At 63.4% G+C, this 20,507-nt stretch carries 22 protein-coding genes; 12 read left to right on the forward strand and 10 right to left on the reverse strand.

Features of this window, described 5'->3' with window-relative positions:
- From DBZ45_RS07840 to trxA, 4 genes are all read left to right on the forward strand, one after another.
- Positions 1-684, forward strand: a 684-nt coding sequence (locus DBZ45_RS07840) for a J domain-containing protein (RefSeq protein ID WP_111903373.1), incomplete at its 5' end; no start/stop codon positions are given.
- Positions 681-995, forward strand: a complete 315-nt coding sequence (locus DBZ45_RS07845) for a chaperone modulator CbpM (protein ID WP_087873319.1) — start codon at positions 681-683, stop codon at positions 993-995. The genes DBZ45_RS07840 and DBZ45_RS07845, both read left to right, overlap by 4 nt.
- Positions 992-3,628, forward strand: coding sequence for an ATP-dependent chaperone ClpB (gene clpB / locus DBZ45_RS07850; protein WP_111903374.1), 2,637 nt, complete (start codon positions 992-994; stop codon positions 3,626-3,628). Before DBZ45_RS07845 ends, clpB begins: the two co-directional genes overlap by 4 nt.
- Positions 3,625-4,053: a thioredoxin gene (trxA, locus tag DBZ45_RS07855; protein WP_111903375.1), complete on the forward strand. Its 429-nt coding sequence runs from the start codon at positions 3,625-3,627 to the stop codon at positions 4,051-4,053. Before clpB ends, trxA begins: the two co-directional genes overlap by 4 nt.
- 166 nt (positions 4,054-4,219) lie before the next feature.
- On the opposite strand, the gene DBZ45_RS22915 is transcribed toward trxA, so the two are convergent.
- Positions 4,220-4,357 carry a hypothetical protein gene (locus DBZ45_RS22915; protein ID WP_190243059.1) on the reverse strand — a complete coding sequence of 46 codons (138 nt, stop codon included), beginning with the start codon at positions 4,355-4,357 and terminating at the stop codon, positions 4,220-4,222.
- A gap of 180 nt (positions 4,358-4,537) precedes the next feature.
- On the reverse strand, positions 4,538-4,810 hold the full coding sequence (locus tag DBZ45_RS22620) for an Lrp/AsnC ligand binding domain-containing protein (RefSeq protein ID WP_146617462.1): 273 nt from the start codon (positions 4,808-4,810) through the stop codon (positions 4,538-4,540).
- Between the two features lie 136 nt (positions 4,811-4,946).
- On the opposite strand from DBZ45_RS22620, the gene DBZ45_RS22625 reads away from it, so the two are divergent.
- A complete protein-coding gene (locus DBZ45_RS22625) occupies positions 4,947-5,279 on the forward strand; it encodes a hypothetical protein (RefSeq protein ID WP_146617463.1) in 333 nt (110 codons plus the stop codon).
- Between the two features lie 134 nt (positions 5,280-5,413).
- Here the strand turns inward: DBZ45_RS22625 and DBZ45_RS07865 are convergent, their stop codons facing one another.
- Genes DBZ45_RS07865 through DBZ45_RS07890 form a run of 6 tightly spaced genes read right to left on the reverse strand, consistent with a single transcriptional unit; the run spans position 5,414 to position 10,600 of the window.
- Positions 5,414-6,163, reverse strand: a complete 750-nt coding sequence (locus DBZ45_RS07865; RefSeq protein WP_111903377.1) for an SDR family NAD(P)-dependent oxidoreductase — start codon at positions 6,161-6,163, stop codon at positions 5,414-5,416.
- The gene (locus DBZ45_RS07870; RefSeq protein ID WP_111903378.1) at positions 6,160-7,167 is read right to left on the reverse strand and encodes a Gfo/Idh/MocA family protein; all 1,008 of its coding nucleotides are present in this window, start codon (positions 7,165-7,167) and stop codon (positions 6,160-6,162) included. The genes DBZ45_RS07865 and DBZ45_RS07870 overlap by 4 nt, the downstream gene beginning before the upstream one ends.
- Entirely contained in the window at positions 7,164-8,066 is a 903-nt protein-coding gene (locus DBZ45_RS07875) for a sugar phosphate isomerase/epimerase family protein (protein WP_111903379.1), read from the reverse strand. Before DBZ45_RS07875 ends, DBZ45_RS07870 begins: the two co-directional genes overlap by 4 nt.
- Positions 8,066-8,638 (reverse strand): VOC family protein, encoded by a 573-nt coding sequence (locus DBZ45_RS07880; RefSeq protein ID WP_111903380.1) that lies wholly within the window; start codon positions 8,636-8,638, stop codon positions 8,066-8,068. The genes DBZ45_RS07875 and DBZ45_RS07880 overlap by 1 nt, the downstream gene beginning before the upstream one ends.
- Complete coding sequence (locus DBZ45_RS07885; protein ID WP_111903381.1) at positions 8,635-9,630, reverse strand: LacI family DNA-binding transcriptional regulator; 996 nt, start codon at positions 9,628-9,630, stop codon at positions 8,635-8,637. The genes DBZ45_RS07880 and DBZ45_RS07885 overlap by 4 nt, the downstream gene beginning before the upstream one ends.
- Positions 9,617-10,600 (reverse strand): Gfo/Idh/MocA family protein, encoded by a 984-nt coding sequence (locus tag DBZ45_RS07890; RefSeq protein WP_111903382.1) that lies wholly within the window; start codon positions 10,598-10,600, stop codon positions 9,617-9,619. The genes DBZ45_RS07885 and DBZ45_RS07890 overlap by 14 nt, the downstream gene beginning before the upstream one ends.
- 151 nt (positions 10,601-10,751) lie before the next feature.
- On the opposite strand from DBZ45_RS07890, the gene DBZ45_RS07895 reads away from it, so the two are divergent.
- The 5 genes from DBZ45_RS07895 to DBZ45_RS07915 all read left to right on the forward strand — a co-directional run bounded on the left by DBZ45_RS07895 (position 10,752) and on the right by DBZ45_RS07915 (position 15,515).
- On the forward strand, positions 10,752-11,399 hold the full coding sequence (locus DBZ45_RS07895; protein ID WP_111903383.1) for a bifunctional 4-hydroxy-2-oxoglutarate aldolase/2-dehydro-3-deoxy-phosphogluconate aldolase: 648 nt from the start codon (positions 10,752-10,754) through the stop codon (positions 11,397-11,399).
- Complete coding sequence (locus DBZ45_RS07900; RefSeq protein ID WP_111903384.1) at positions 11,396-11,944, forward strand: AAA family ATPase; 549 nt, start codon at positions 11,396-11,398, stop codon at positions 11,942-11,944. The genes DBZ45_RS07895 and DBZ45_RS07900 overlap by 4 nt, the downstream gene beginning before the upstream one ends.
- A 365-nt stretch (positions 11,945-12,309) precedes the next feature.
- Positions 12,310-13,674 carry an MFS transporter gene (locus tag DBZ45_RS07905; protein WP_223256976.1) on the forward strand — a complete coding sequence of 455 codons (1,365 nt, stop codon included), beginning with the start codon at positions 12,310-12,312 and terminating at the stop codon, positions 13,672-13,674.
- Positions 13,675-13,844: 170 nt separating this feature from the next.
- A complete protein-coding gene (locus DBZ45_RS07910) occupies positions 13,845-14,666 on the forward strand; it encodes a sugar phosphate isomerase/epimerase family protein (RefSeq protein WP_223256977.1) in 822 nt (273 codons plus the stop codon).
- A gap of 57 nt (positions 14,667-14,723) precedes the next feature.
- A complete protein-coding gene (locus DBZ45_RS07915) occupies positions 14,724-15,515 on the forward strand; it encodes an SDR family NAD(P)-dependent oxidoreductase (protein WP_111903386.1) in 792 nt (263 codons plus the stop codon).
- An 83-nt stretch (positions 15,516-15,598) separates the two neighbouring features.
- Here the strand turns inward: DBZ45_RS07915 and DBZ45_RS07920 are convergent, their stop codons facing one another.
- On the reverse strand, positions 15,599-16,648 hold the full coding sequence (locus DBZ45_RS07920; protein WP_111903387.1) for an NADPH:quinone reductase: 1,050 nt from the start codon (positions 16,646-16,648) through the stop codon (positions 15,599-15,601).
- A gap of 344 nt (positions 16,649-16,992) precedes the next feature.
- Positions 16,993-18,582, reverse strand: a complete 1,590-nt coding sequence (locus DBZ45_RS07930; protein WP_111903389.1) for an ATP-dependent DNA ligase — start codon at positions 18,580-18,582, stop codon at positions 16,993-16,995.
- Positions 18,583-18,645: 63 nt separating this feature from the next.
- Here DBZ45_RS07930 and DBZ45_RS07935 point away from each other — a divergent pair, with 63 nt between their 5' ends.
- Positions 18,646-19,248: a dihydrofolate reductase family protein gene (locus tag DBZ45_RS07935; protein ID WP_111903403.1), complete on the forward strand. Its 603-nt coding sequence runs from the start codon at positions 18,646-18,648 to the stop codon at positions 19,246-19,248.
- A 260-nt stretch (positions 19,249-19,508) separates the two neighbouring features.
- The gene (locus tag DBZ45_RS07940) at positions 19,509-20,426 is read left to right on the forward strand and encodes a pseudouridine-5'-phosphate glycosidase (RefSeq protein WP_223256978.1); all 918 of its coding nucleotides are present in this window, start codon (positions 19,509-19,511) and stop codon (positions 20,424-20,426) included.
- Positions 20,427-20,507 lie beyond the last annotated feature (81 nt).

Genomic DNA, 20,507 nt, shown 5'->3' on the forward strand with positions numbered 1-20,507 from the left:
GGCGGCCCGCGGCCCGGCCCGCGGCCTGGCCCGCGCCCGGGTCGCGGCGGGTACGGCAACGCCGACGTCGATATGGGAGGCGACGTTGATTGGGAGGACCTGCTCGGTGGCTGGTTCCGGCAACAGGCAGGGGGCCCGGCCCAGGGTGCAGACCACGAAGCGGAGCTTCGTCTGACCCTCGAAGAGGCGATCCGTGGCGGAAGGCGCACCGTCCGCCTGGCCCAACCGGACGGCGAAACCCGGAACTATGACGTCGACGTCCCCCCCGGGGTGCTGGACGGCCAGCGCATCCGCCTCACAGGGGAGGGCGCCGCAGGCCGTGAAGGGGGTCCGCCGGGGGACCTCTTCCTGACCGTACGCATCCAACCGGACGCCAGATACCGGCTCAAGGGCCGGGACATTCACTTCGACCTTCCCGTCACCCCGTCGGAAGCAGCTCTGGGGGCCAAGATCAAGGTCAACGCGCCTGCGGGACCGGTCACCATCACCGTTCCCGAGGGGTCTTCCAGCGGGCGCAGACTTCGGCTTCGAGGCCAGGGAATGCCCGACCCGAGGGGCCAGCCGGGGAACCTCTACGCGGAGATCCGCGTCATGGTGCCCCCGCGGCTGAGCAGTAAGGTGCGCAAGCTATACGAGCAGCTTGCCGACGTATCCGACTTTCACCCGAGGGAGGGCCTTCTATGAGCCGAGAATATCCGCTCGCCTATCCGTGGCGCCTGAATCTCGAGGCGGTGGCAGGCAGCAGCGGCGTACACCCCGACGTAGTTATGCGATTCGTAGACCTGGACCTGATCCGGCCGCTGGGCGATGCCTCGGGCGGGCCCTGGTTCAGCCCTCGGGCCCCGGAGCTCATAGCCCGCGTCATGAGACTTCATTCGGAGTTGTCGCTGAACTACGCGGCAATCCCGTTGGTACTCGATCTGTTGGTGCGGGTCGACTCGCTTGAACGACGACTGGTTGAAATCACGCAGGTCGAAGGGACCGGTTCACGATGAACATGGAGAGTTTGACGCAAAAGTCGCAGGAGGCCTTGGCAGAGGCTCAGCGGATAGCCCAACGCAGTGGGCACACTGAGACCGACGGTGAACACCTGCTGCTGGCCCTGCTGGAGCAGGAAAATGGCCTTGTCCCGCGCCTGCTCGTGGGCATGCAGGTGGACGTGGATGAGTTGAGGGCTGCCGTTGAAACCGAGCTGAGGCGCAAGCCAAAGGTCACCGGCCCGGGGGCGGCGCCGGGCCAGGTGTACGTGAGCCGCAGGCTGGGCGCACTCCTCGACGCCGCGGAACGAGAAGCCAAACGGCTCAAGGACGAGTACGTCTCGGTGGAACACCTGCTGGTCGCGCTGGCGGAGGAAGGCCGGTCGACGGCGGCCGGCAGGGTGCTGGCGGATCACGGCATCACCCGTGAGGCGTTCCTCTCTGTCCTGACGCAGGTCAGGGGAAACCAGCGCGTCACCTCGGCAACGCCGGAGCAGACCTACGAGGCGCTGGAGAAGTACGGCCGCGACCTGGTGGCAGACGCCCGCACCGGAAAGCTGGATCCGGTCATCGGCCGCGACGCCGAAATCCGACGGGTCGTGCAGATACTTTCGCGCAAAACCAAAAACAATCCGGTGCTCATCGGCGAGCCTGGAGTCGGCAAGACAGCCATTGTGGAGGGGCTGGCCCAGCGGATCGTCCGGCAGGATGTGCCGGAAGGGCTGAAGAACAGGACTATCTTCTCGCTTGACATGAGTGCCCTCGTGGCCGGTGCCAAGTACCGCGGCGAGTTCGAGGAGCGGCTGAAGGCAGTACTGGCCGAGGTGCTGGCAGCAGAAGGCAGGATCCTGCTATTCGTGGACGAGCTGCACACCGTCGTAGGGGCAGGCGCGTCCGAGGGGTCGATGGACGCCGGGAATATGCTGAAGCCAATGCTGGCGCGCGGTGAGTTGCACATGATCGGCGCGACCACCCTCGACGAATACCGCAAACACATTGAATCTGATCCGGCTCTGGAGCGCCGTTTCCAGCCGGTCACGGTGGACGAGCCCGACGTCGAGGACGCTATTTCCATTCTCCGCGGGCTGCGGGAGCGGCTCGAGGTCTTCCACGGTGTGCGGATCCAGGACAGTGCTCTGGTGGCGGCGGCCACTCTTTCCCACCGGTACATCACTGACAGGTTCCTTCCGGACAAGGCCATTGACCTCGTGGACGAGGCGTGCGCCCGCTTGCGGACGGAAATTGATTCGATGCCGGCCGAACTGGATGAGCTCACCCGAAGGGTCACCCGGCTCGAGATAGAAGAGGCAGCCCTCTCCAAGGAGACCGATCCGGCCAGCAAGAACCGACTCGAGGAGCTGAGGCGTGAATTGGCGGACCTCCGCGGTGAGGCCGACGCGAAGCGGGCCCAATGGGAAGCCGAGCGGCGGGCGATCCACAAACTGCAGGAAATCCGTAGCGAACTGGAGCGGGCGCGGCAGGAAGCTGAGGAAGCCGAGCGGAATTACGACCTCAATCGGGCGGCGGAGCTGCGGTACGGCAGACTTGCCGACCTTGAACGACGGCTGGCCGCCGAAGAGGAACGGCTGACCGCGAAACAGGGTGAAAAACGCCTGCTCCGCGAGGTGGTGACGGAGGACGAGATTGCCGACATCGTCGCGGCTTGGACAGGCATACCGGTCGCCCGGCTGAAGCAGGGCGAACGCGAGAAAGTCCTCCACCTGGACGAAATCTTGCGCGCCCGCGTCGTGGGGCAGGAAGAAGCGATTAGCGCTGTGTCCGATGCCATCATCCGGGCGCGTTCGGGTATCCGGGATCCCCGCCGGCCCATCGGCTCCTTCATCTTCCTCGGCCCGACCGGCGTCGGGAAGACTGAGCTTGCAAAGGCCCTGGCTGCGGCGCTCTTCGACAGCGAAAACGCAATGATCCGGCTGGACATGAGCGAGTACCAGGAACGCCACACCGTTAGCCGCCTGCTGGGGGCGCCTCCTGGCTACATCGGTTACGACGAAGGAGGGCAGCTCACTGAAGCGGTACGCCGGAAGACCTACTCGGTAGTGCTGTTCGATGAGGTGGAGAAGGCCCATCCGGACATTTTCAACACCCTGCTGCAGGTGCTCGACGACGGACGGATTACGGACTCGCAGGGCCGGACCGTCGATTTCCGCAACACCGTCATCATCATGACCTCCAATATCGGCTCCCAGTATTTACTGGAGGGTTCGACCGAAGGCGGAGCGATAACCGAGGAGGCGCGCGGCATGGTGATGGGGGAGCTCCGCGCGCATTTCCGCCCCGAGTTCCTCAACCGGGTGGACGACACGGTCCTGTTCGCACCCCTGGGACTGCCGCAAATCGAGCGCATCGTTGATCTGCAGTTCCAACAGCTGCGACAGCGGCTGGCCGAGCAGCAAATAGAGCTGCACCTGACTGAGGAGGCGCGCCTTCTGATAGCCGAACGCGGCTTCGATCCGGTCTACGGGGCCCGCCCGCTCCGCCGCTACATTTCCCGCGTGGTGGAAACGCAAGTGGGCCGGGCCTTGCTGCGTGGCAGCATCGCCGAGGGGGGAGTGGTCACGGTGACCGCAGCCGGAGGGGAACTAGTGGTTGACTACAGCACGATGGAACTGGAAGGGGCCGGAAGCGCATGAACAAGGCCATCATCAAATGTCCCCATTGCGGCAAATCCAACCGCGTCCCGGCCGTCGCGGACGGCCGCCCACGCTGCGGGAGTTGCCATCGGGAGCTTCCCTGGGTGGTTGAAGCGGGCGACGACGACTTCGGCGAGATCGCCGAACGTTCCGGCGTTCCAGTGCTGGTGGACTTTTGGGCTGTGTGGTGCGGACCGTGCCGGATGGTGAGTCCGGTGCTGGACCAGTTGGCGCACGAACGCGCGGGGCAGATCAAACTCGTAAAGGTCGACGTCGACCACTCACCGCAGCTCTCCGCCAGATTCGCCATTCAGGCAGTGCCGACGTTGATGGTCATCGTCGACGGCAAGATCGTCGCGAGGCAGGCCGGCGCAGCTCCCGCGCCGGTGCTAAGGTCCTGGCTGGAGGGGGCACTCACCGCGTAAAGCAAGAACAGCGGACGACGGCGGGCTGTTCTCTTCATGCTCGCCCCCGGAGCGCGGGTGTTCCCGTTTCAGATGAGTTGAGAAGAATCCTGCAGTCTGCCCAGGAAGCAGCTAGGTCGGACGGGCACAGATGCCTGATGGCAAAAAGCTGACCCGCTTCTCAGGCTCAGTCGTTCGGATCGTCCGCAAGTGCTTCGCGATTGGATCCGTCATTATTTTGGGCAACCTGTTCGCGGTGGATGCGCTTCGGGGCGTCGACGAGGTCTGCGGGTACAGGAGGGTCCTTCTCATCATCGGAACTCATGAGGCTCATCCTAGGGCGATGTCCGGCGTCAGTGCACCCGACGCACTGAAGGCGAATGCCGCGGTCGTCAAAGCCCGGGTGACTGTAATGGTCCAACGCCCCAAGAAATCACAGCGCACTGCAACTGCACCACGGGCGCTCTCCCGGCCCAGCAACACCGGGCATTGTTTTGTTGGGGGCCTACAGCGGAACGTAGCCTCGATGAAGCCCCATTTCGTCAAGGACGTGGCCTTGGGTCTTCGCTGTCCGGGGCACGACCCATCGGTCGCGGACCTGCAGTCCCGGGAAAGCAGCCTGGAGCCGGTGTTCGATGGTGTCCAATTCCTGGAGTTCTTTCAGCCGCAGGGAAGCAACCAGGTTGGATTCGCCGCTGGTGGATGCGCACCACCTTAGTTGCGGAAGGCCGGTCAGGGCTGAAGCGGCCTGATTGATCTTGGCCTGCTCAATGCTCATCCAAAGCATTGCTGTGCACGACCAGCCGGCATAGGTGTAGGCGAAATCCACCCGCCATTTCACCCAGGGCACAGAGAGCAGCGTGTCAATGTTCCGTGAGACGGACGACAACGACCCTCCCAGATGCCCCTGCAACGTGGACACGGGCATCAACGAACTTATCGAACAACTGCTGCCGCCATTCCTGCAGCCCTGGCGCACGGTGACCGCCTATGTCCTACGGGACACCTTCGACGCAGCCGGCGTCACCGTGACGCCTCCAAAACACGCATGGGGAATCGCAACTCTGTCAAGGAACGGGCACGGCTGCGAACCTTTGCTGTGCCATGCAGAAGATAGCAACGACGGACGCGCCGAGGCAGCCGCCTGTGGTGGCCTGCGACTGCTCACCTTCGAAGACGCCATGGCTGGTTACACAACCTGCCTAAGCCGGCTGATGCACGGGGCTGTCAATCCACAGCAGGCGTAGACCGAGAAAAGGTCCGCGACGGAAGATCCAACGGTTCCCCCATGCCATGTGCACACCCAGCCCGCCGCCGGTTGGGCGGCAGGTAGTTGAGCGTGTGCCGGTGGCCCGGTGTTCCGGTGAGGTTGGTTCCCTGGTCATGTTCCCATGCCGAGGTGCGCTCCACCTGCCACATCCAGACTGACGCCAGTGATGTAGCGGTTGTCGGGGTCGGTCAGGAAGATGATGGCGCGGGCGACTTCGTCGGGTTCGGCGAACCGGCGCATTGGAAGTTGCGCGGCGCGTTTGGCCCGGTTGGCGATCGCGTCCGGGCCGGAGTCTTTTGCGAACTGCGCCCACATAGGAGTGTTCACGGGGCCGGGTGCAATGGCGTTGACGGAGATGCCGCGGGGTCCGAGTATTTCGGCGAAGGACCACATGATGTGAAGCACGGCGAGTTTGCTGGCGTTATAGGGCAGGTAGTTGCGGCGGGCTTCTTTGGCCGCGACGGAGGAGAGGATAACGATCGCACCGGCGGTGCCGGACTCAATCATTGACTGTGCCGTTTCCCGGACCATTGAGAACGTGCCGGAGGAGTTGATCCGCATGACGGATTCGTATTCTTCCGTCGTGGTTTCCATGATGTCCGCGGTGGCGCCCAGGACTCCGGCGGCGTGAATGAGTGCGTCGATGCGCCCGTATTTGCTTGTGACATCCCGCACGACGGCGGCACATTGCTCTTCGGAGGTAACGTCGAGCGGGAAGAAGGCGGCCAACTTCTGGTCCTCTTTGGGGGCTCGGTCGGCTCCTATGATGAGGGCTCCCTCGGCTCTGAGCGCATCGATGACTGCGTCGCCGATTCCGCCGCTCGATCCGGTCACGAGGACCACATGATCTTTGAGGCTCATTTAGTATCTCCGCTCATGGGCTGTGTGGCATGGCTTTCCCATTGCCGGCCTTGCTGTTCTTCCGCGGGCAGCCCGGAGGCTGCGAGGATCCGATCGAGCAACCGCTGGGTATGGACGGCCTCCCGACCCGAGGTGAGGGGCTGCGCCCTGTCGGCGACGCGGTCCAGGAAATGGTGGACGGCGGCGGAGAATCCGAGTGTGTCGGTCGCTGTGGCCCAACCGTAGGCCTCGGCGCTGAGCTCGCGTGATGTGGTGACTCCGCTGACGGTGGTCGCTACTGTTTCGGGTGCACGTACCTCCACGGTCTTTCCGTCGCCGTAGGCGTCCAGTTTCTCGTTCCAGGCACCTGCGGTTCGGGCTGCCATCAGCACTCCGGTGTTGCCGGTACTGAAGCGGATGATGGCTGCGACGCCGTCTTCTTCCCAAGGGTCATCGCCGGCTGAATGCGCGGCCACGTCCACGGGTTCGCCGCGGCAGTACCAGCGGAGCAGATCGACCATGTGAATGGCGTTCTCGAACGTCGCTCGGTATTCCGAACCGGGGCGGTTCTTTTGGGCGACGCAGAAGGTAGCGCCCTTCTCACCGAACGCCTCGCGCCCTGCCATGTAGACAGGTGCGTAGCGGCGGTTGAAGTCGACCATCAGGATCCGGCCGCGCTCATCGGCGAGGTCCGCCAGACGTTCCGCCTCCGCGGTGGCCGGAGCCAGGGGCTTTTCGCAAAACACGTCGACGTCGTTCTCCAGGCACAGCTGGACGGCGTGCGCGTGCTCCGAGCGCGGCGTGAGGACGAAGACGGCGTCCAGGTCCTGAGAGGCCAGCATGTCCTCGACTGTCCGGTACGCGGCACCAAAACCCCAGCGCCGGACCAGGTTGCCCGGATCCTCCCGCCGGGACACCAAGGCAGCCAAATCAACGTCGTCCCGCTGTACGAGTGTGGGCAATTGGGCAATGGAGGCGATATTTCCGGCGCCGATGACGCCGACGCGCAGACGCTGGGCGTTCATCGTGCCTCCTGCACTTCAGCGAGATCAGAGAGCATTCCGCGCAGGGCGGCCGCTGATTCCCGGAACCCGTCCTCTGGGCTCGGGAGGTCTTGCGGGTGCCAGCGGTACTCATACTCGATGCTCAGCAGATCGTCGTAGCCGTGGCGCAGCAGCGCAGCGAGGATCTCGCGCCAGGGAAGGACGCCGGCGCCGATGACACGTGATCTTACGGCGCGCTCGGACGCATTGACGCGGGCCGTTTCCGTGGCGCGGAAGGCCGCCTTGGGATCGGTGAACACGAGATCCTTGACGTGTACGTGACCAATCAGGTCGCGTTGAACATCAAGGGCCTGTTCGAATGTCTCGTCGTGGGTGAAGGTCAGGTTGGCCTGGTCGTAGAGAACGCGGACAGCCGGATGGGCAATTTCCCGGACGAGGGCCGCGGTTTCGGACGCCGTCTGGGTCATGGTGCCGAAATGGTTCTCCACGCACAGGCGCACCCCGGCCTGTTCAGCCTCAGGTGCCAGGGTCTCCAATGCCTCACGCAGTTTTGCCCATCGCGCCGCATGGTCGTTGTCCCCGGGGTGCCAGGAACCAGCATAGACGCGCACCCGGTCGGCGCCGAGGAGATGCGCGGTCTCAATCGCGCCACGGAATTCGTCTACGCCGCCGCGCCATTCACTCTCGTCCAGAGCGTTGATGGCCGTGGTGTAGGGCGTAAGGCCAATGATGGGCAAGCCTTCGCCCTCTGCCGCCTTCAGTGCTTCAAGGACGGCGCGTCGGTCTCCCTGGGGGAGTCCTGATTTATAGCCATCCTGGTAGATGACTTCTGCGGCATCGAGCCCTGCGGCTCGAAAAAGCCTGATTGCCTGGGGGACCGTATGGTCCGGGGTGCCTAGTGTGTGGCCTGCGAGTCGCATTATTGAACGTCCTTAGTGAAAGTGTCTTGAGTTGCTGCCCAGTCCGCGGGACCGACCAGGCGGGGCGGGGCTGCGACCCGGGATCGGTCGACGATTTCCATCAGCAGCCCCCAAGGGGATATGAAGTAAGTCCAGCGGTTGCCGGCCACGCGGGGACTGTCGCCGGCGACTTCCTTGCGTTCCCCGAGCACGCGCACTCCCGGGGTTTCCTGCAGCACGGCGATCGCTTCGTCGACGTCGTCCACAACGAAGCACAGGTGGTGTCCGCCTGCGTCGCAGTGCCGTGGCGGGGTTTCCCGCCGTTCGGTGCTGCTCCATTCGAAAAGCTCGATGTTCAAATTCGGAGGCAGCCGCAGCATGGCGAGGGTGAGCCGGGCATCAGCAGGCACATCGAAGTTTGTGGGCATGAACTCGGCGTCGGGTCCGCGGTCGGAGCGGTACAGCTCCTCGGCGCCGAGTACCTCGACGAAGAACCTGACTGCGTCCTCGAGGTTCGGAACCGTCAGGCCGACGTGGTCGGTGTGCCGCAGCCCGGGCAGCCGGCGCAGCGTCCTTGTGCTGGCCCCGGTCATTTGCGCGGCCCTGAAGTGGAGGCGCGCACAAGAAGTTCAGGTTCCAGAACGACGTGGTCTACCGATCCGTTCAGGTTCTGCTTTTCTGCCAGCTCGATCGCGATGTTTCCCATGTCAGCAATCGGCTGCCGCACTGTGGTCAGAGCCGGGTTGAACCGGGCGCCCAATGCCAGGCCGTCGAAGCCCATGACTGAAACGTCCTCTGGCACGCGGACACCGCTTTGGCCAAGGGCCGAGATCACCGCGAAGGCGACCATGTCATTGGCGGCGATGATCGCGGTCGGGGGATTGTCCATCTCAAGAAAGTGCTTTGCCGCGCGCGCCCCTGCGTCGGGATCGGAGCCGCTGTCGAGTACGAGGGGCGTGCTGCTGCCTTCGGCTGACAGCTCCAGATAGGCGTCCATTCGGTCCTGGGCAGTGTGGGTCCCGGAGATACCGGAAACGTAGCCGATCGAGGTGTGCCCCAGGGAACGCAGGTGTTCCAGGGCCAGGACAATTCCGCGGCGGCTGTCGACGGTGACGGTCGGAACCGAGGAGTCGCCTTCCACGCGGTCGATCACTACCACCCGGTGGCCAAAATCGAAACGCTTGAGGGCATCGGTATCGACTTTCGTCGAGGGCGCGACGATTCCGAAAGGGGCGTACATGGCCTGCATCGCCGTGAAGTACCCATCGGTCTTGGCAGCGTCACCGTTCGTGACACACAGCAGCAGCTGGTAGCCGCGCTCATCGGCGGCCTGCGTCATCGTCTTAGCAAGTTCTGCAAAGAACGGGTTGGTGATGTCAGGGACAATCAGGGGGATGAAGGTGCTGGTCTTTCGACGCAACGCCTGGGCGAGCGGGCTCATCGTGTAGCCGAGCCCCTCGGCGACACGGAGAATGTGCTCCCTGGTTTCGCTTTTTACGGCCTCCGGCCGGGAAAAAGCCCGGGAAACCGTTGAGCGGTGGACTCCGGCCGCCTTCGCGACAACGTCAATACTAAGGTCGGCCATTTTCTCTTCCTCCATGGTCGTCATATGCCTGCCAAATCGGGCGCATCGCGTCTTCAAGCTGGGCCAGCGTTGGCAGCCCTCGGAATCCATCTTCCAGCGTTTCCGCGACACGGCGTACGAACGCATCGTAGAGAGGGTCACTGTCGACGTTGATCGTGGTGGACTCCGTGGCCCCGTCCACCGAGGTGAATGTGGCAGAACCGTCTGAGTTGACAGAGGCGAATCCGGCCTCGCCTGCCGACGTGAAGCTGCAGTAGCGCTTCAGCGGCGAATCGGGGAATGCGTACCCCACCTCGATGATGGCTTCGCGCCCGCCCGGGGTGGTAACGATGAGGCTGGCATGGTCCTCGACATCCGCACCGTGTAGTACGGAGGAGAGCCGGGTATCTACTTTGTCCGCGGATTCGTTACTGCCATGCAGGAACAGATCGACAAAATGCGGTGCCAGATTCGCCAAGCAACCACCACCTGCAGCGGCAGGATCCAGCATCCAGGGGTTGCCGTTATGCAGGTAGCGTGAGGGCGGCCCGGCGATAAAGGAGGTTCTCTGGTAGGTCGGACGACCGGCCTTCGCAAGCCAGCGGTCGGTGGGACCGCCCCGCTGAACCAATGGGACCGTCACGGGCACGCCTGCTGCTTCCGCGGCCTTGCGTACTTTCGTAAGTTCCGCGAGCGAGGTGCCGAGGGGTTTCTCTACCACGAGCGGAATTCCGCGCTCGATCAGCGCGAGACACTTTTCCGCCATGCCGTTGTGCGGGCCGAAGACATAGGCAAGCCCGAGATCCGGCAGATCCACCAGGCTCCGCCAGTCAGCCTCAACGGGAGCGCTCCACGCTTCAGCAAGTCCCCGGACGAGCGATACGTCCTCGTCACTGATGCCGACGACCTCGTGTTCTTCGCCGATCGCCCGCGTACAAAGCGGGACGTGCCAGTGCGAAGCGCCAAGGATGATCGTGCGTGCTCTACTCATCTGCCAGCCCCTTTGCTAAGTATGAGATCGATTGCTGAGATCGGTTGCAATAACAGTATGGATGGTGGGAGAGTTTGTCAACGACACTTCAACAGTGGTCCAGGGATCCTCCGGAACACGGAGGCTGCCTGGGTCAGAAGAAAGGCCAGCAATGTACAAAAAACTTCGCACCCTGCAGACCATCGACGAATCCGGCGCCGTCCTCATCGTCCGCCTTGAGAACGCTGACGTGGCGGAACGCGTTGCCGAAGCCGCCATCGCCGGAGGCTTCCGCGCCCTTGAAATCACACTTTCGATCCCCGGAGCGGTCGATGTCATCCGCCGGCTCTCCGCCAGGCATGGGTCAAACGGAGTAGCGGTGGGCGCCGGAACGGTGCTGGACGAGCACTCGGCCTACGAGTGCATCCGCGCCGGCGCTGAATTCCTGGTCAGTCCCCAGCTGAACCCGGCAATGATTCGGATGGCCAACCGGTATCAGGTACCAACCGTCAGCGGGGCCTACACGCCAACGGAGCTTGTTAACTCAGCCGAGGCGGGCGCTGACATCCTCAAGCTCTTCCCCACCGAGGCGGGCGGCATCCCCTACGCCAAGTCCGTGCTCGCCCCGCTCGCGCATCTGCCGATCATGCCGGCAGGCGGGGTAACCTTGGAGAACGTAGGCGAATGGTTTGCGGCGGGCGTTGTAGGTGTCGGAGTCGGCAGCTATGTAACAAAAGCTTGGCAGCAGGATGGCGACTTTACCCGCGTCACCAAAGCCGCCGAGGAGTTCCTGGCAGCAGTGGCAGAGGCCCGCCGATGACAGTCCCCAGCGTCTTTATTGTTATCGGCCCGGCCGGCTCGGGGAAAACGACGGTTGCGCAGAAAACAGCAAGAGAAAACAACGCGGCATACCTGGACAAGGACCGGGTATGCGGACGCTTTGTCGAGTTCGCGCTGAAGGCAACCGGACACGACCCCACGGACCGGGAGTCCAACGACTACTATCGCGACAACCTGCTGCCCCTGGAGTACGAGACGCTCATGGATATAGCCGGAGCGAATCTGCGACTGGGACGATCCGTCGTACTCGATGCACCCTTCGGTGCGTACTTCGCCGAACCGGATTACCTGATGCGTGCCGCTGAACATTTTCACTGGCCCACCTCGGAGACCGTGGTGGTGCGGGTGCGCGTCCCCGAGGAAATGCTCCGGGAGCGTCTCATTCAGCGGGGTCTTGAGAGGGACCGGTGGAAACTAGCGCATTGGGACGAGTACTGGGCATCGTATGGCAGCTTGAACTGCACCTGGTCGGGGGCCCGTTTCCTTGACGTCAACAATGAGAAGCCCCTGATCATTCAGGGATGACCTCGGTTCTCTGAAGCGAAAAAATGACCATTGACAGGGCCGCCCAGCCTACGTAATGTTGCTTGCAACCGATCTCAGCAACCGATCTCATTGGCGGAAGTGTTGCAACCGATCTCATTCGGGAAGGGCTGAACAGGCTTCTCTCCCACCACAAGTCAGGGCAGCGCCTCAGCGCTGTGCCGGCTGTTGGCCTCGGCGGCAGGTTGTTCCGTTGGGCCGAGTTACAGCCGGGCGAGACCGGTACACCGTGTCAGGTGTCCGGGGATAGTCCAATACCCCTCCGCAGCAAACGTGAAAATATGGAGAGTTCAATGAAGACCTCAAAAGAAGCTGTTGGCAGTCCAGACCCTTCGGAGATTCCCGAAGTGCCTGGGCGCCCTCGCCGCAACCTCAATATGGTGGCAGGCACGATCGGCCACTTCGTGGAGTGGTACGACTGGTACATTTACGGGTTGCTGGCAGCCGTGTTCTCATCACAGATTTTTCCAAGTGATTCCCCGTTCGCCTCCCTTATCGCAGCGCTGCTCACCTACGCGGTCGGGTTTGTTGTGCGCCCGCTCAGCGGAATCATCGTTTCTCCACTGGCCGACCGTTTCGGCCGACGGCTCATCCTGACGCTGGCCATCTCCGGGATGGCGCTCGGTGCCCTGATCATCGGCCTCACACCTTCATTTGCGACCATTGGCTATGCAGCGCCCGTTCTCTTTCTGGTTGCACGCATTCTCCAGGGGATCTCGGCCGGCAGTGAGGCGCAGAGCGCCATCGCCTTCATGGTCGAACACGCTCCCGCGAACCGGAGGGGCCTGTTCGGTTCATTTTCCAACATGGCAAGCGGCCTCGCGACCCTCGCCGCGACCGGCGCCGCGGCAATGGTGACATCCTCCTTCACTCCAGCGGACCTTGCCGCCTGGGGTTGGCGCATCCCGTTCGTCGCGGGAGGCATCCTCGGCGTCGTCGGCCTTATCCTGAGGGCCCGGGCAGAAGAGACCCCCGAGTTTGAGGCAACTGCCCTCGTCGATCAAAAGTCCGCCGCGGCCCGCCTGATGGACCTGCTTCGCGAACACCCGAAGGCGCTGCTGCAGGCAGCAGCACTTTCTGCCCCGGCCGTGGCCTACTACACCTGGGCCACCTTCCTTCCCACCTACGCCAAGCTGACCACCGGCCGGGACCTGTCCTCCACACTTGCCGGGAACGTTATCGGGCTGGCCCTGCTCGTGGTCATCGTGCCGGTCTGCGGATACCTTTCCGACCGCCTCGGCCGACGTAAGATCTTCCCCATCATCGGCGCCATCGGCATGATCGTGCTCTTCTACCCCATGCTCCTGCTGCTGAACCAGCCAGGCTTCTGGGTATACGTCCTGGTATCGGCGTCCGGGTGGGTGGTTCTCGGTATCTGGCAGGCCGTCTACCCAACCATCCAGGCCGAACTGTTCCCAGCCGCCGTACGGGTATCCGGCATCGGGTTCGCACACCAGATCGTGATTGCCGTCTTCGGCGGCACCGCGCCGCTGGTCGCCGCTGCGTTCGTCGGCGCCGGGCAGCCAATGCTCGTCGCGGTCTACATGATTGTCGTTGTGGCCCTTTGCCTCGTCGTCTACTTCACGCTGCCGGAGACCGGCAACCGCGGTGACCGTGCCACCGTGGCGCTTGCTGACCCTGAAGTGCTCGAGGGCGAACACCTGGTCTCGAGCACCTCGTCGCCCGCCAACGAGGCTAATCGTTCACAGTAGGCACGCTCGCCCTTTGACACCGTGGCGGCTCGACCGGGCACAAAAGGGCACGTCTGCCCCGGGTCTCGTCGAGCCGCCTGGCGTAGTGAGCGCCCCCCGGCGAAGGATCGACATCGCGTTATGAATGAAAACTCTTCTACATACGCGCAGAACCGAGAGGATGTTTACAAATGAACCAGATGATTATCAACACATTTTCCTACTTGTGGTCATCTACTGCAATCGATGCAATTGCAGAACTGGTCGATAATGGCTATTACGCCTTTGAAGTTCCGGTTAGCTCCCCACATTGTTGGCCGGATGAACTATCCAGCTCGGAGCGCTCGGCCATTTCTGCGAGGCTGAATGACTATGGCGCCAGGATCAGGTCACTGAACGCCGGCGGATACGACATCAATCTGGCGAGCCCCGGTGCCAATATGCGCCGCAAGAGTGTCGGGCACGTCAAATCGGTGATTGACCTGGCGGAAGCCTGGAAGGTCCCCGAAGTCGTCATATCCCCCGGCACAAGGCGTCCAATGATTTCACCTTCACTCGAAAACGTTTACGGGTGGATGTACGAGAGCCTGGAGAATCTCATCCCGCTGGCCAAACAGGCTGGCACTCGCCTGCTTTTTGAAAACACCCCCTACTGCTTCACTCCCACCATCCAGGACCTGGCCGGTGTCGTAAACACGGTCAACGACGACGCGGTCAAGATTGTCTACGATGTCGCCAACGCTGCCTACATAGGGGAGGACCCCGTTGAGGGTTTGCTCTCCAACCATGAATCAATTGGACTCGTGCATATTTCTGATACGAGTAGGGAAACCTGGGGGCATGATCCAATCGGCACTGGAGTGATCGACTGGAATGGACTGGGCAATGCCGTCCAAGAGACGTGCGGAGTCAATAACGTTGTTCTTGAGATCATTCGCGAAGAGAATCCGTTGCACGAATTCAAGAAGGCGATGCAGGACCTCAGAAATCACGGCTGGGAGCTAGGGAATTAGCTTCAGATAGCTTAAGAACGGTCCCCCTGTGAATCCCCATAAAAAGGAGTATGTGCGATGAGAACTTTGGTCAGTGGCGGCAGTAGCGGGATAGGCGCGGCAACTTGCCTGAGAATCGCAGAGGCGGCCCTTGCCCGTGGCGAGCAGCCGATGATCGCTGTGTGTGGACATGAATTGAACGCCAGCCAGGAGCAAGTTGTTCGTTCGATCCAGTCAATGGGAGGTACCGCGATCGCACTGGCGGGCGACCTCGGCGATCCCGATGTGCCAAATCAGCTGGTGGCAGCTGCCGTGGCCGAATTTGGTGGCCTGGACTCGTTGATAGCAAACGCTGGAATCGCCAGCCCTGGTGCTATATGTGACCTATCCATTGAGGACTGGGACAGCATGTTTTCCGTTAACCTCCGCGGCGCGTGGCTTCTTGCCAAAGCCAGCCACCCGCATTTGAAGGAGAGGCGCGGTTCCGCTTGTTTCACCTCGTCAATGTCCGGCCAGCTGCCACATGCCGGATCAGGCGCTTACAGCCCTAGCAAGGCTGCACTGACAATGCTGGCCCAAACACTCGCATTGGAATGGGCACCTGAAGGCATCCGTGTAAACGTTGTGTCCCCGGGTATGACCCATACACGGATGACCGAAAAAATGTACGCCGATCCCCAAATCAAGAAGGCACGGGAAGACATCATCCCAATGTCAAGGATCGGTGATCCCATGGACATTGCGAACGTGATCGAATTCCTTGTGGGCCCGCTATCGGGTTACGTCACCGGTCAAGACATCTGCGTTGATGGTGGCTTCTCCAAATCCATTCTTAGCCATATTCCTGGCCGGCCCAGCTCCAAATCCTGAAGTCCGGTGGCTGTCCCGTCGGGCCGGCTCGACCGTGCCGGTGCCCGTCGCCGCACCGCCGGGGAAGGCCGACGGTGCGGGGGCTACTGACCCGCGAAATCGTCCGGTTCCGATGGTGCGACGTCGATGAGCACCTTTCCGATGGTGCCGTGTTCCACGGCGTCATGGGCCGCGGCGGTCGCTTCGAGCGGGAAGCGGGTCAGCGGCAGGCCGTGTTCTTCACCGACGCGCAACGCACCGGCGTTCAGCGCCTCGGAGACGGCGGCCACGGCGTGCTGTTTCTGCTCCTCGGTGACGGTGTAGGTGAGGATGAACTGGTATCGGACGTTCTTTGTCATGCTTTCACGGATGGGAACCGTCACTGATTCTCCGGGATTGGCTGCGTAGATGGCTATGGTTCCGCTTGGTTTGAGCACCTGCACGTCGGAGTCGATGTTGGCTGGAGCGTTAACGTCAACGATGGTGTCGACACCGCCGGGGGCCGCCTCGCGGACTGTAGTCACGACGTCGTCGGTGCGGTAGTTGATGACTGTATGGGCTCCGGCGAGGCGTGCGAGTTCGGCTTTGTGGTCTCCACTGACTGTGGTGATGACGGTTGCGCCGGCCCAGTGCGCGAGTTGAATGGCAGCGTGTCCCACGGCGCCTGCGCCGCCGGTGACCAGTACCGTTCGTCCCGCGAGGGCTCCGGGGGAGAGCCTGGCAGGGCCGTCCTCGTTCGAGGTCAGCGCCCGGTGCGCTGTCAGGGCAGGGATGCCGATGGACGCACCTGTGTCGAAGGATTCCGTACCCGGAAACGCCACTGCTTTGGCCGCCGGTACAACCGCATACTCCTGGGCGGTGCCTTCGTTGCTGCCCCAGGCGACGTCCCAGAGCCAGACGCGGTCGCCGATGCTGAGTCCTGTCACTCCGGAGCCGATTTCGTCGATCACGCCGGCGCCGTCCTGGTTAGGGACCTTCGGTGCTTCCAGCGGGGCGCTTCCTCCTCCGCCTGCCCGGGACTTCCAATCGGTGGGGTTCACTCCGGAGACGACCATGCGGACCCGGACCTCACCCGCGCCGGGATCAGCCAGCGGCTTGTCCTGAAGCTTCAGCACCGAGGACGAACCCGTCTCTTCGTACACAATCGCTTTCACGTCTTCTCCAATGAGTCGGTTTGCCCGCGGCCGGACTTACCGAACAAACCTATCGAAGGATGGGGGCCCACTGCCGGTATCTTTGGCACGTAATCATGGCGCCGTGCCGAGTTGACTACAGCAGGCGCGAAGTCCAAGAGCTCGTCGCGTTTCCCGTCCGCACCGAAGTGTTCCTTGGCAAGCCCGCGCACCAGCAGCATTCCTTGGCAAGCCCGCGCACCAGCAGCATTCCTTGGCGCGAGAACCCGAGACAGCATGCCGATATCAAGATCCTCGGCCAGGGCCCGGGGAGCGTGGCTCGTGCTGAAGCGCGTGCACGCGCCTGCACGGAAAACGCAACAATTTTACGGGAGGGGGGCGTCTCCGCCCGGGTCTGGCTCCGCCGGCGCGGGGGATACCTTTCGGCCCGGTGGGGTGCGGAGCAGGGCGCGCAACGTCTGGATGGTATCGGCCTCCGCGGCCGTCTTGTCGTCACGGTAGCGCTTGACGCGTGCGAACCGAAGGGCGATTCCACCCGGATAGCGGGAAGAGCGCTGGACGCCGTCGATGGCGATCTCGACCACGGTGACCGGCTCGGTCCAGACCGTCCCCGCGGTGCGCCGCACCTCCAACTCCTGGAACCTTTCGGTCTGCCATTGCAGCAGCGCGTCGGTGAGGCCCTTGAAAGTCTTGCCCACCATCACGTAACCGCCGGGTTCGCCGAACTCGCCAACAGGGTCCAGGGCTCCGAGGTGCAGGTTCGACAACAGCCCGGTGCGCCGCCCTGACCCCCATTCGCAGCCGAGCACCACCAGGTCGTAGGTGAGGACCGGCTTCACCTTGATCCAGTTCGAACCCCGCCGCCCGGCGGCATAGGCCGAGCCCACCGCTTTCACGACCACGCCCTCATGGCCGGCGGCAAGCGCATCGCGCGACACTCCCTCGGCGATAGCCGCATCCGCAGTGATTTTCCCCGGCATGCGGTAACCGGGGGCGATGCGCTCGAGCACGCCTATACGTGTGGACAGCGGTTCATCGAGCAGGTCACGCCCGTCGATGTGCAGCACGTCGAAAAACCACGGATGCAGCAGCGTGGCGCGCGCCGCGTTCGCTCCGAACCGGGACATGGTCTCCTGGAACGGCCGGGGGCCGCCGTCCTCGTCGAGGGCCAGCGTCTCGCCGTCGAGGATCACATCGCGCGCGGGCAGCCCGCGCACCACCTCTACCACTTCAGGCAGTCGGTGGGTCACCTCGGCCAGGGTGCGGGTGTAGATGCGCACGTCGTCGCCCGCACGGTGCACCTGGATGCGTGCGCCGTCGAGCTTGTATTCCACCGACGCTTCCCCCGTCACCTCCAGCGCCTCGCTGGCACTGGCCGCGGTTGCGGCGAGCATGGGCTGCACGGGACGCCCGACGACGAGGCCGACCGCGTCAAGCTGGGCTGCGGTGCCCGTGATCGCCAGCAGTGCGGTCCCGCCGAGATCGCCGGAGAGCATCGCTGCGCGGCGTACGGCCCCGACCGGCCGGCCGGCGGCGCGGGCGACCGCATCCGTCAGGACGCCTTCGAGTGCACCGGTACGAAGTTCACCGAGCAGAACGCCGGCGATGAAGGCCTGCTCCCGCTCGGTGGCTTCCGCCATCAGAGTCCGAAGGGTGGCGGCGCGTTCCACGGTCGAGCCAGCGCCTGCGGCTGCCAGCAGCCGGTCCAACGCAGCGTCGAGGTGGGCGATAGTGAGGTTCGGCTCAGGAGCGGGCTCACCCCTGGCCGCCCTCATTCCGCTCCACCCGACCCCGACTCGGCCCTGGCGTGGCCTGGCGGTGAGCAAGCCGACCGCCGTCGGGATGTCCGCGGGGTCGAGCCGGACCAGCAGACCTGCCAGTTCGTTGATCTTGGCGAGCCGGGAGCGGGTGGCCGCAACGGCTTCCGAGGTCCTCACGAGCTCATCGAGCAGCATGGCACCAGTCTGTCACGGCCGCTGGCTATGGACAGCGATGAGGCCCTGTTCCAGAATGGGCGCGTGGGAATCATCGTCGCCAACCTGTTTGTCACCCTCGACGGCGTCTACCAGGCCCCGGGCGGCAGCGAAGAAGACACCACCGACGGATTCGCCTTCGGCGGCTGGCAGGCGCCGGTGTCCGATGACGAGGCTGGCGCTGCCATCGGCGAGGAGATTGGCCGCATCGACGCCCTGCTCCTCGGCCGGAAGACCTACGACATTTTCGCGGCCTACTGGCCGCACCAGTCCGGCGAGATCGGCGGCACGCTCAACCGGGTGCCCAAGTTCGTCGTTTCCAATTCACTGGTTGCTCCGGCGTGGACGGGCACCAAGGTGCTGCCAAATGCAGAGGCAGCGGGCCGGCTCCGTGAAGAGTTCGACGAGGTGCACATGTTCGGCAGCGGCGTCCTCATCCGGTCGCTACTGGCGGCGGACGTGCTCGACCGCCTCCACCTCTGGCTCTATCCGATCACCCTCGGGCAGGGCAAGCGCATCTTCGACGCCGGGACCATCCCCGCCTCCTTCCGCCTCGCCGAGCCGGCGCGCACCTTCCCAAAGGGGGCAGTGTCGCTGGTCTACGAGCGCGCGGGCAGAGTGGCCACGCAGGACATGCCGGGCGCCTGATGGGTAAGGTTATCGCGGCCGTCACTACGTCATTTTGACGGCGTTATCGCCGGGCCTGACGACAGGCCGGGGTGCGGGCAGCAGCGTTAAACAACTGCCGGACAGCCCAGTAATCCAGGGCCGCAGCCCGGACCGACCGCACGGTGATGTCTTGTTGTTGGTTGTCGTGTGCGGGAACCTTGGTGGGTCAGGTCACGTTCTACCGGGAGACCGCCGTGTCATCCACTCACGCCAACGTAGCGCTCCACGTCTCGGAGGAGGTGGCCGCCGCAGTTGCTGGAGGGCGCCCTGTCGTCGCTTTGGAATCGACCATTTTCACTCACGGACTTCCGCGTCCGCGCAATCTCGAAGTTGCTGTGGAAGCCGAGGAACGCCTCCGCAGTCAAGGGGTCGTGCCCGCAACGATCGGTGTCTTCGCCGGCGCTCCGACGGTTGGGCTCAGCCGTGAGCAGATCACCTCGCTCTCCAATGACGGTGCAGTGAAGAAAGTCAGCCTCCGCGATCTTCCCGTAGCCGCTGCTCTTCGGCTCCACGGCGGCACCACGGTAGCAGCGACGGCGTTCCTGGCACACCGCGCCGGCATCACTGTGTTCTCAACCGGCGGCTTGGGTGGAGTTCACCACGGTGCGGCAACATCCTTCGATGAATCTGCCGATATGACTACCCTGGCTAGTATCCCCATCGTCGTCGTCAGCGCCGGCGTGAAATCCATCCTGGACGTCGCGGCCACACTTGAACGGTTCGAAACGCTCAACATCCCGGTCGTCGGTTACAAGACCAAGAAGTACCCTGGCTTCTACGTTTCGGACTCGGGGTATGCGCTCGAGTACGCGGTCAACACTCCGGAGGAAGTCGCAGCAATCTGCAGCGCACGTGATGCCCTGCACATCCAATCGGCCATCCTGTTGGCAAATCCGATCGCGGAGGACAAGCAGTTCCCTCCGGCCAAGCTCGACGACATTCTCTCCCGGGCATGGGCGCAGGCAGAGAAGAACGGGATCAAAGGCAAGGACACCACACCGTTCCTTTTGGACTTCATTCAGCGCGAGACGAATGGCCGGAGCGTGAATGTAAATGTCGAGGTGTACCGAAGTAACGTGTCCCTCGGTGGCGAAGTCGCCATCGCGCTGACCCGCTTACCCGGAGGAATGACGATGCCGTCCACTTCCGAGGCATAGGGCAGTCCTGTGGCTTCAGCGACCGGCAGCGCGTCCATGTCCGCCCGCGCCAGTACTGCGGGTCCGTGTCCGTCCCCGCTG

This window comes from Arthrobacter globiformis (assembly GCF_003261175.1).
Lineage (GTDB): Bacteria > Actinomycetota > Actinomycetes > Actinomycetales > Micrococcaceae > Arthrobacter > Arthrobacter globiformis_A.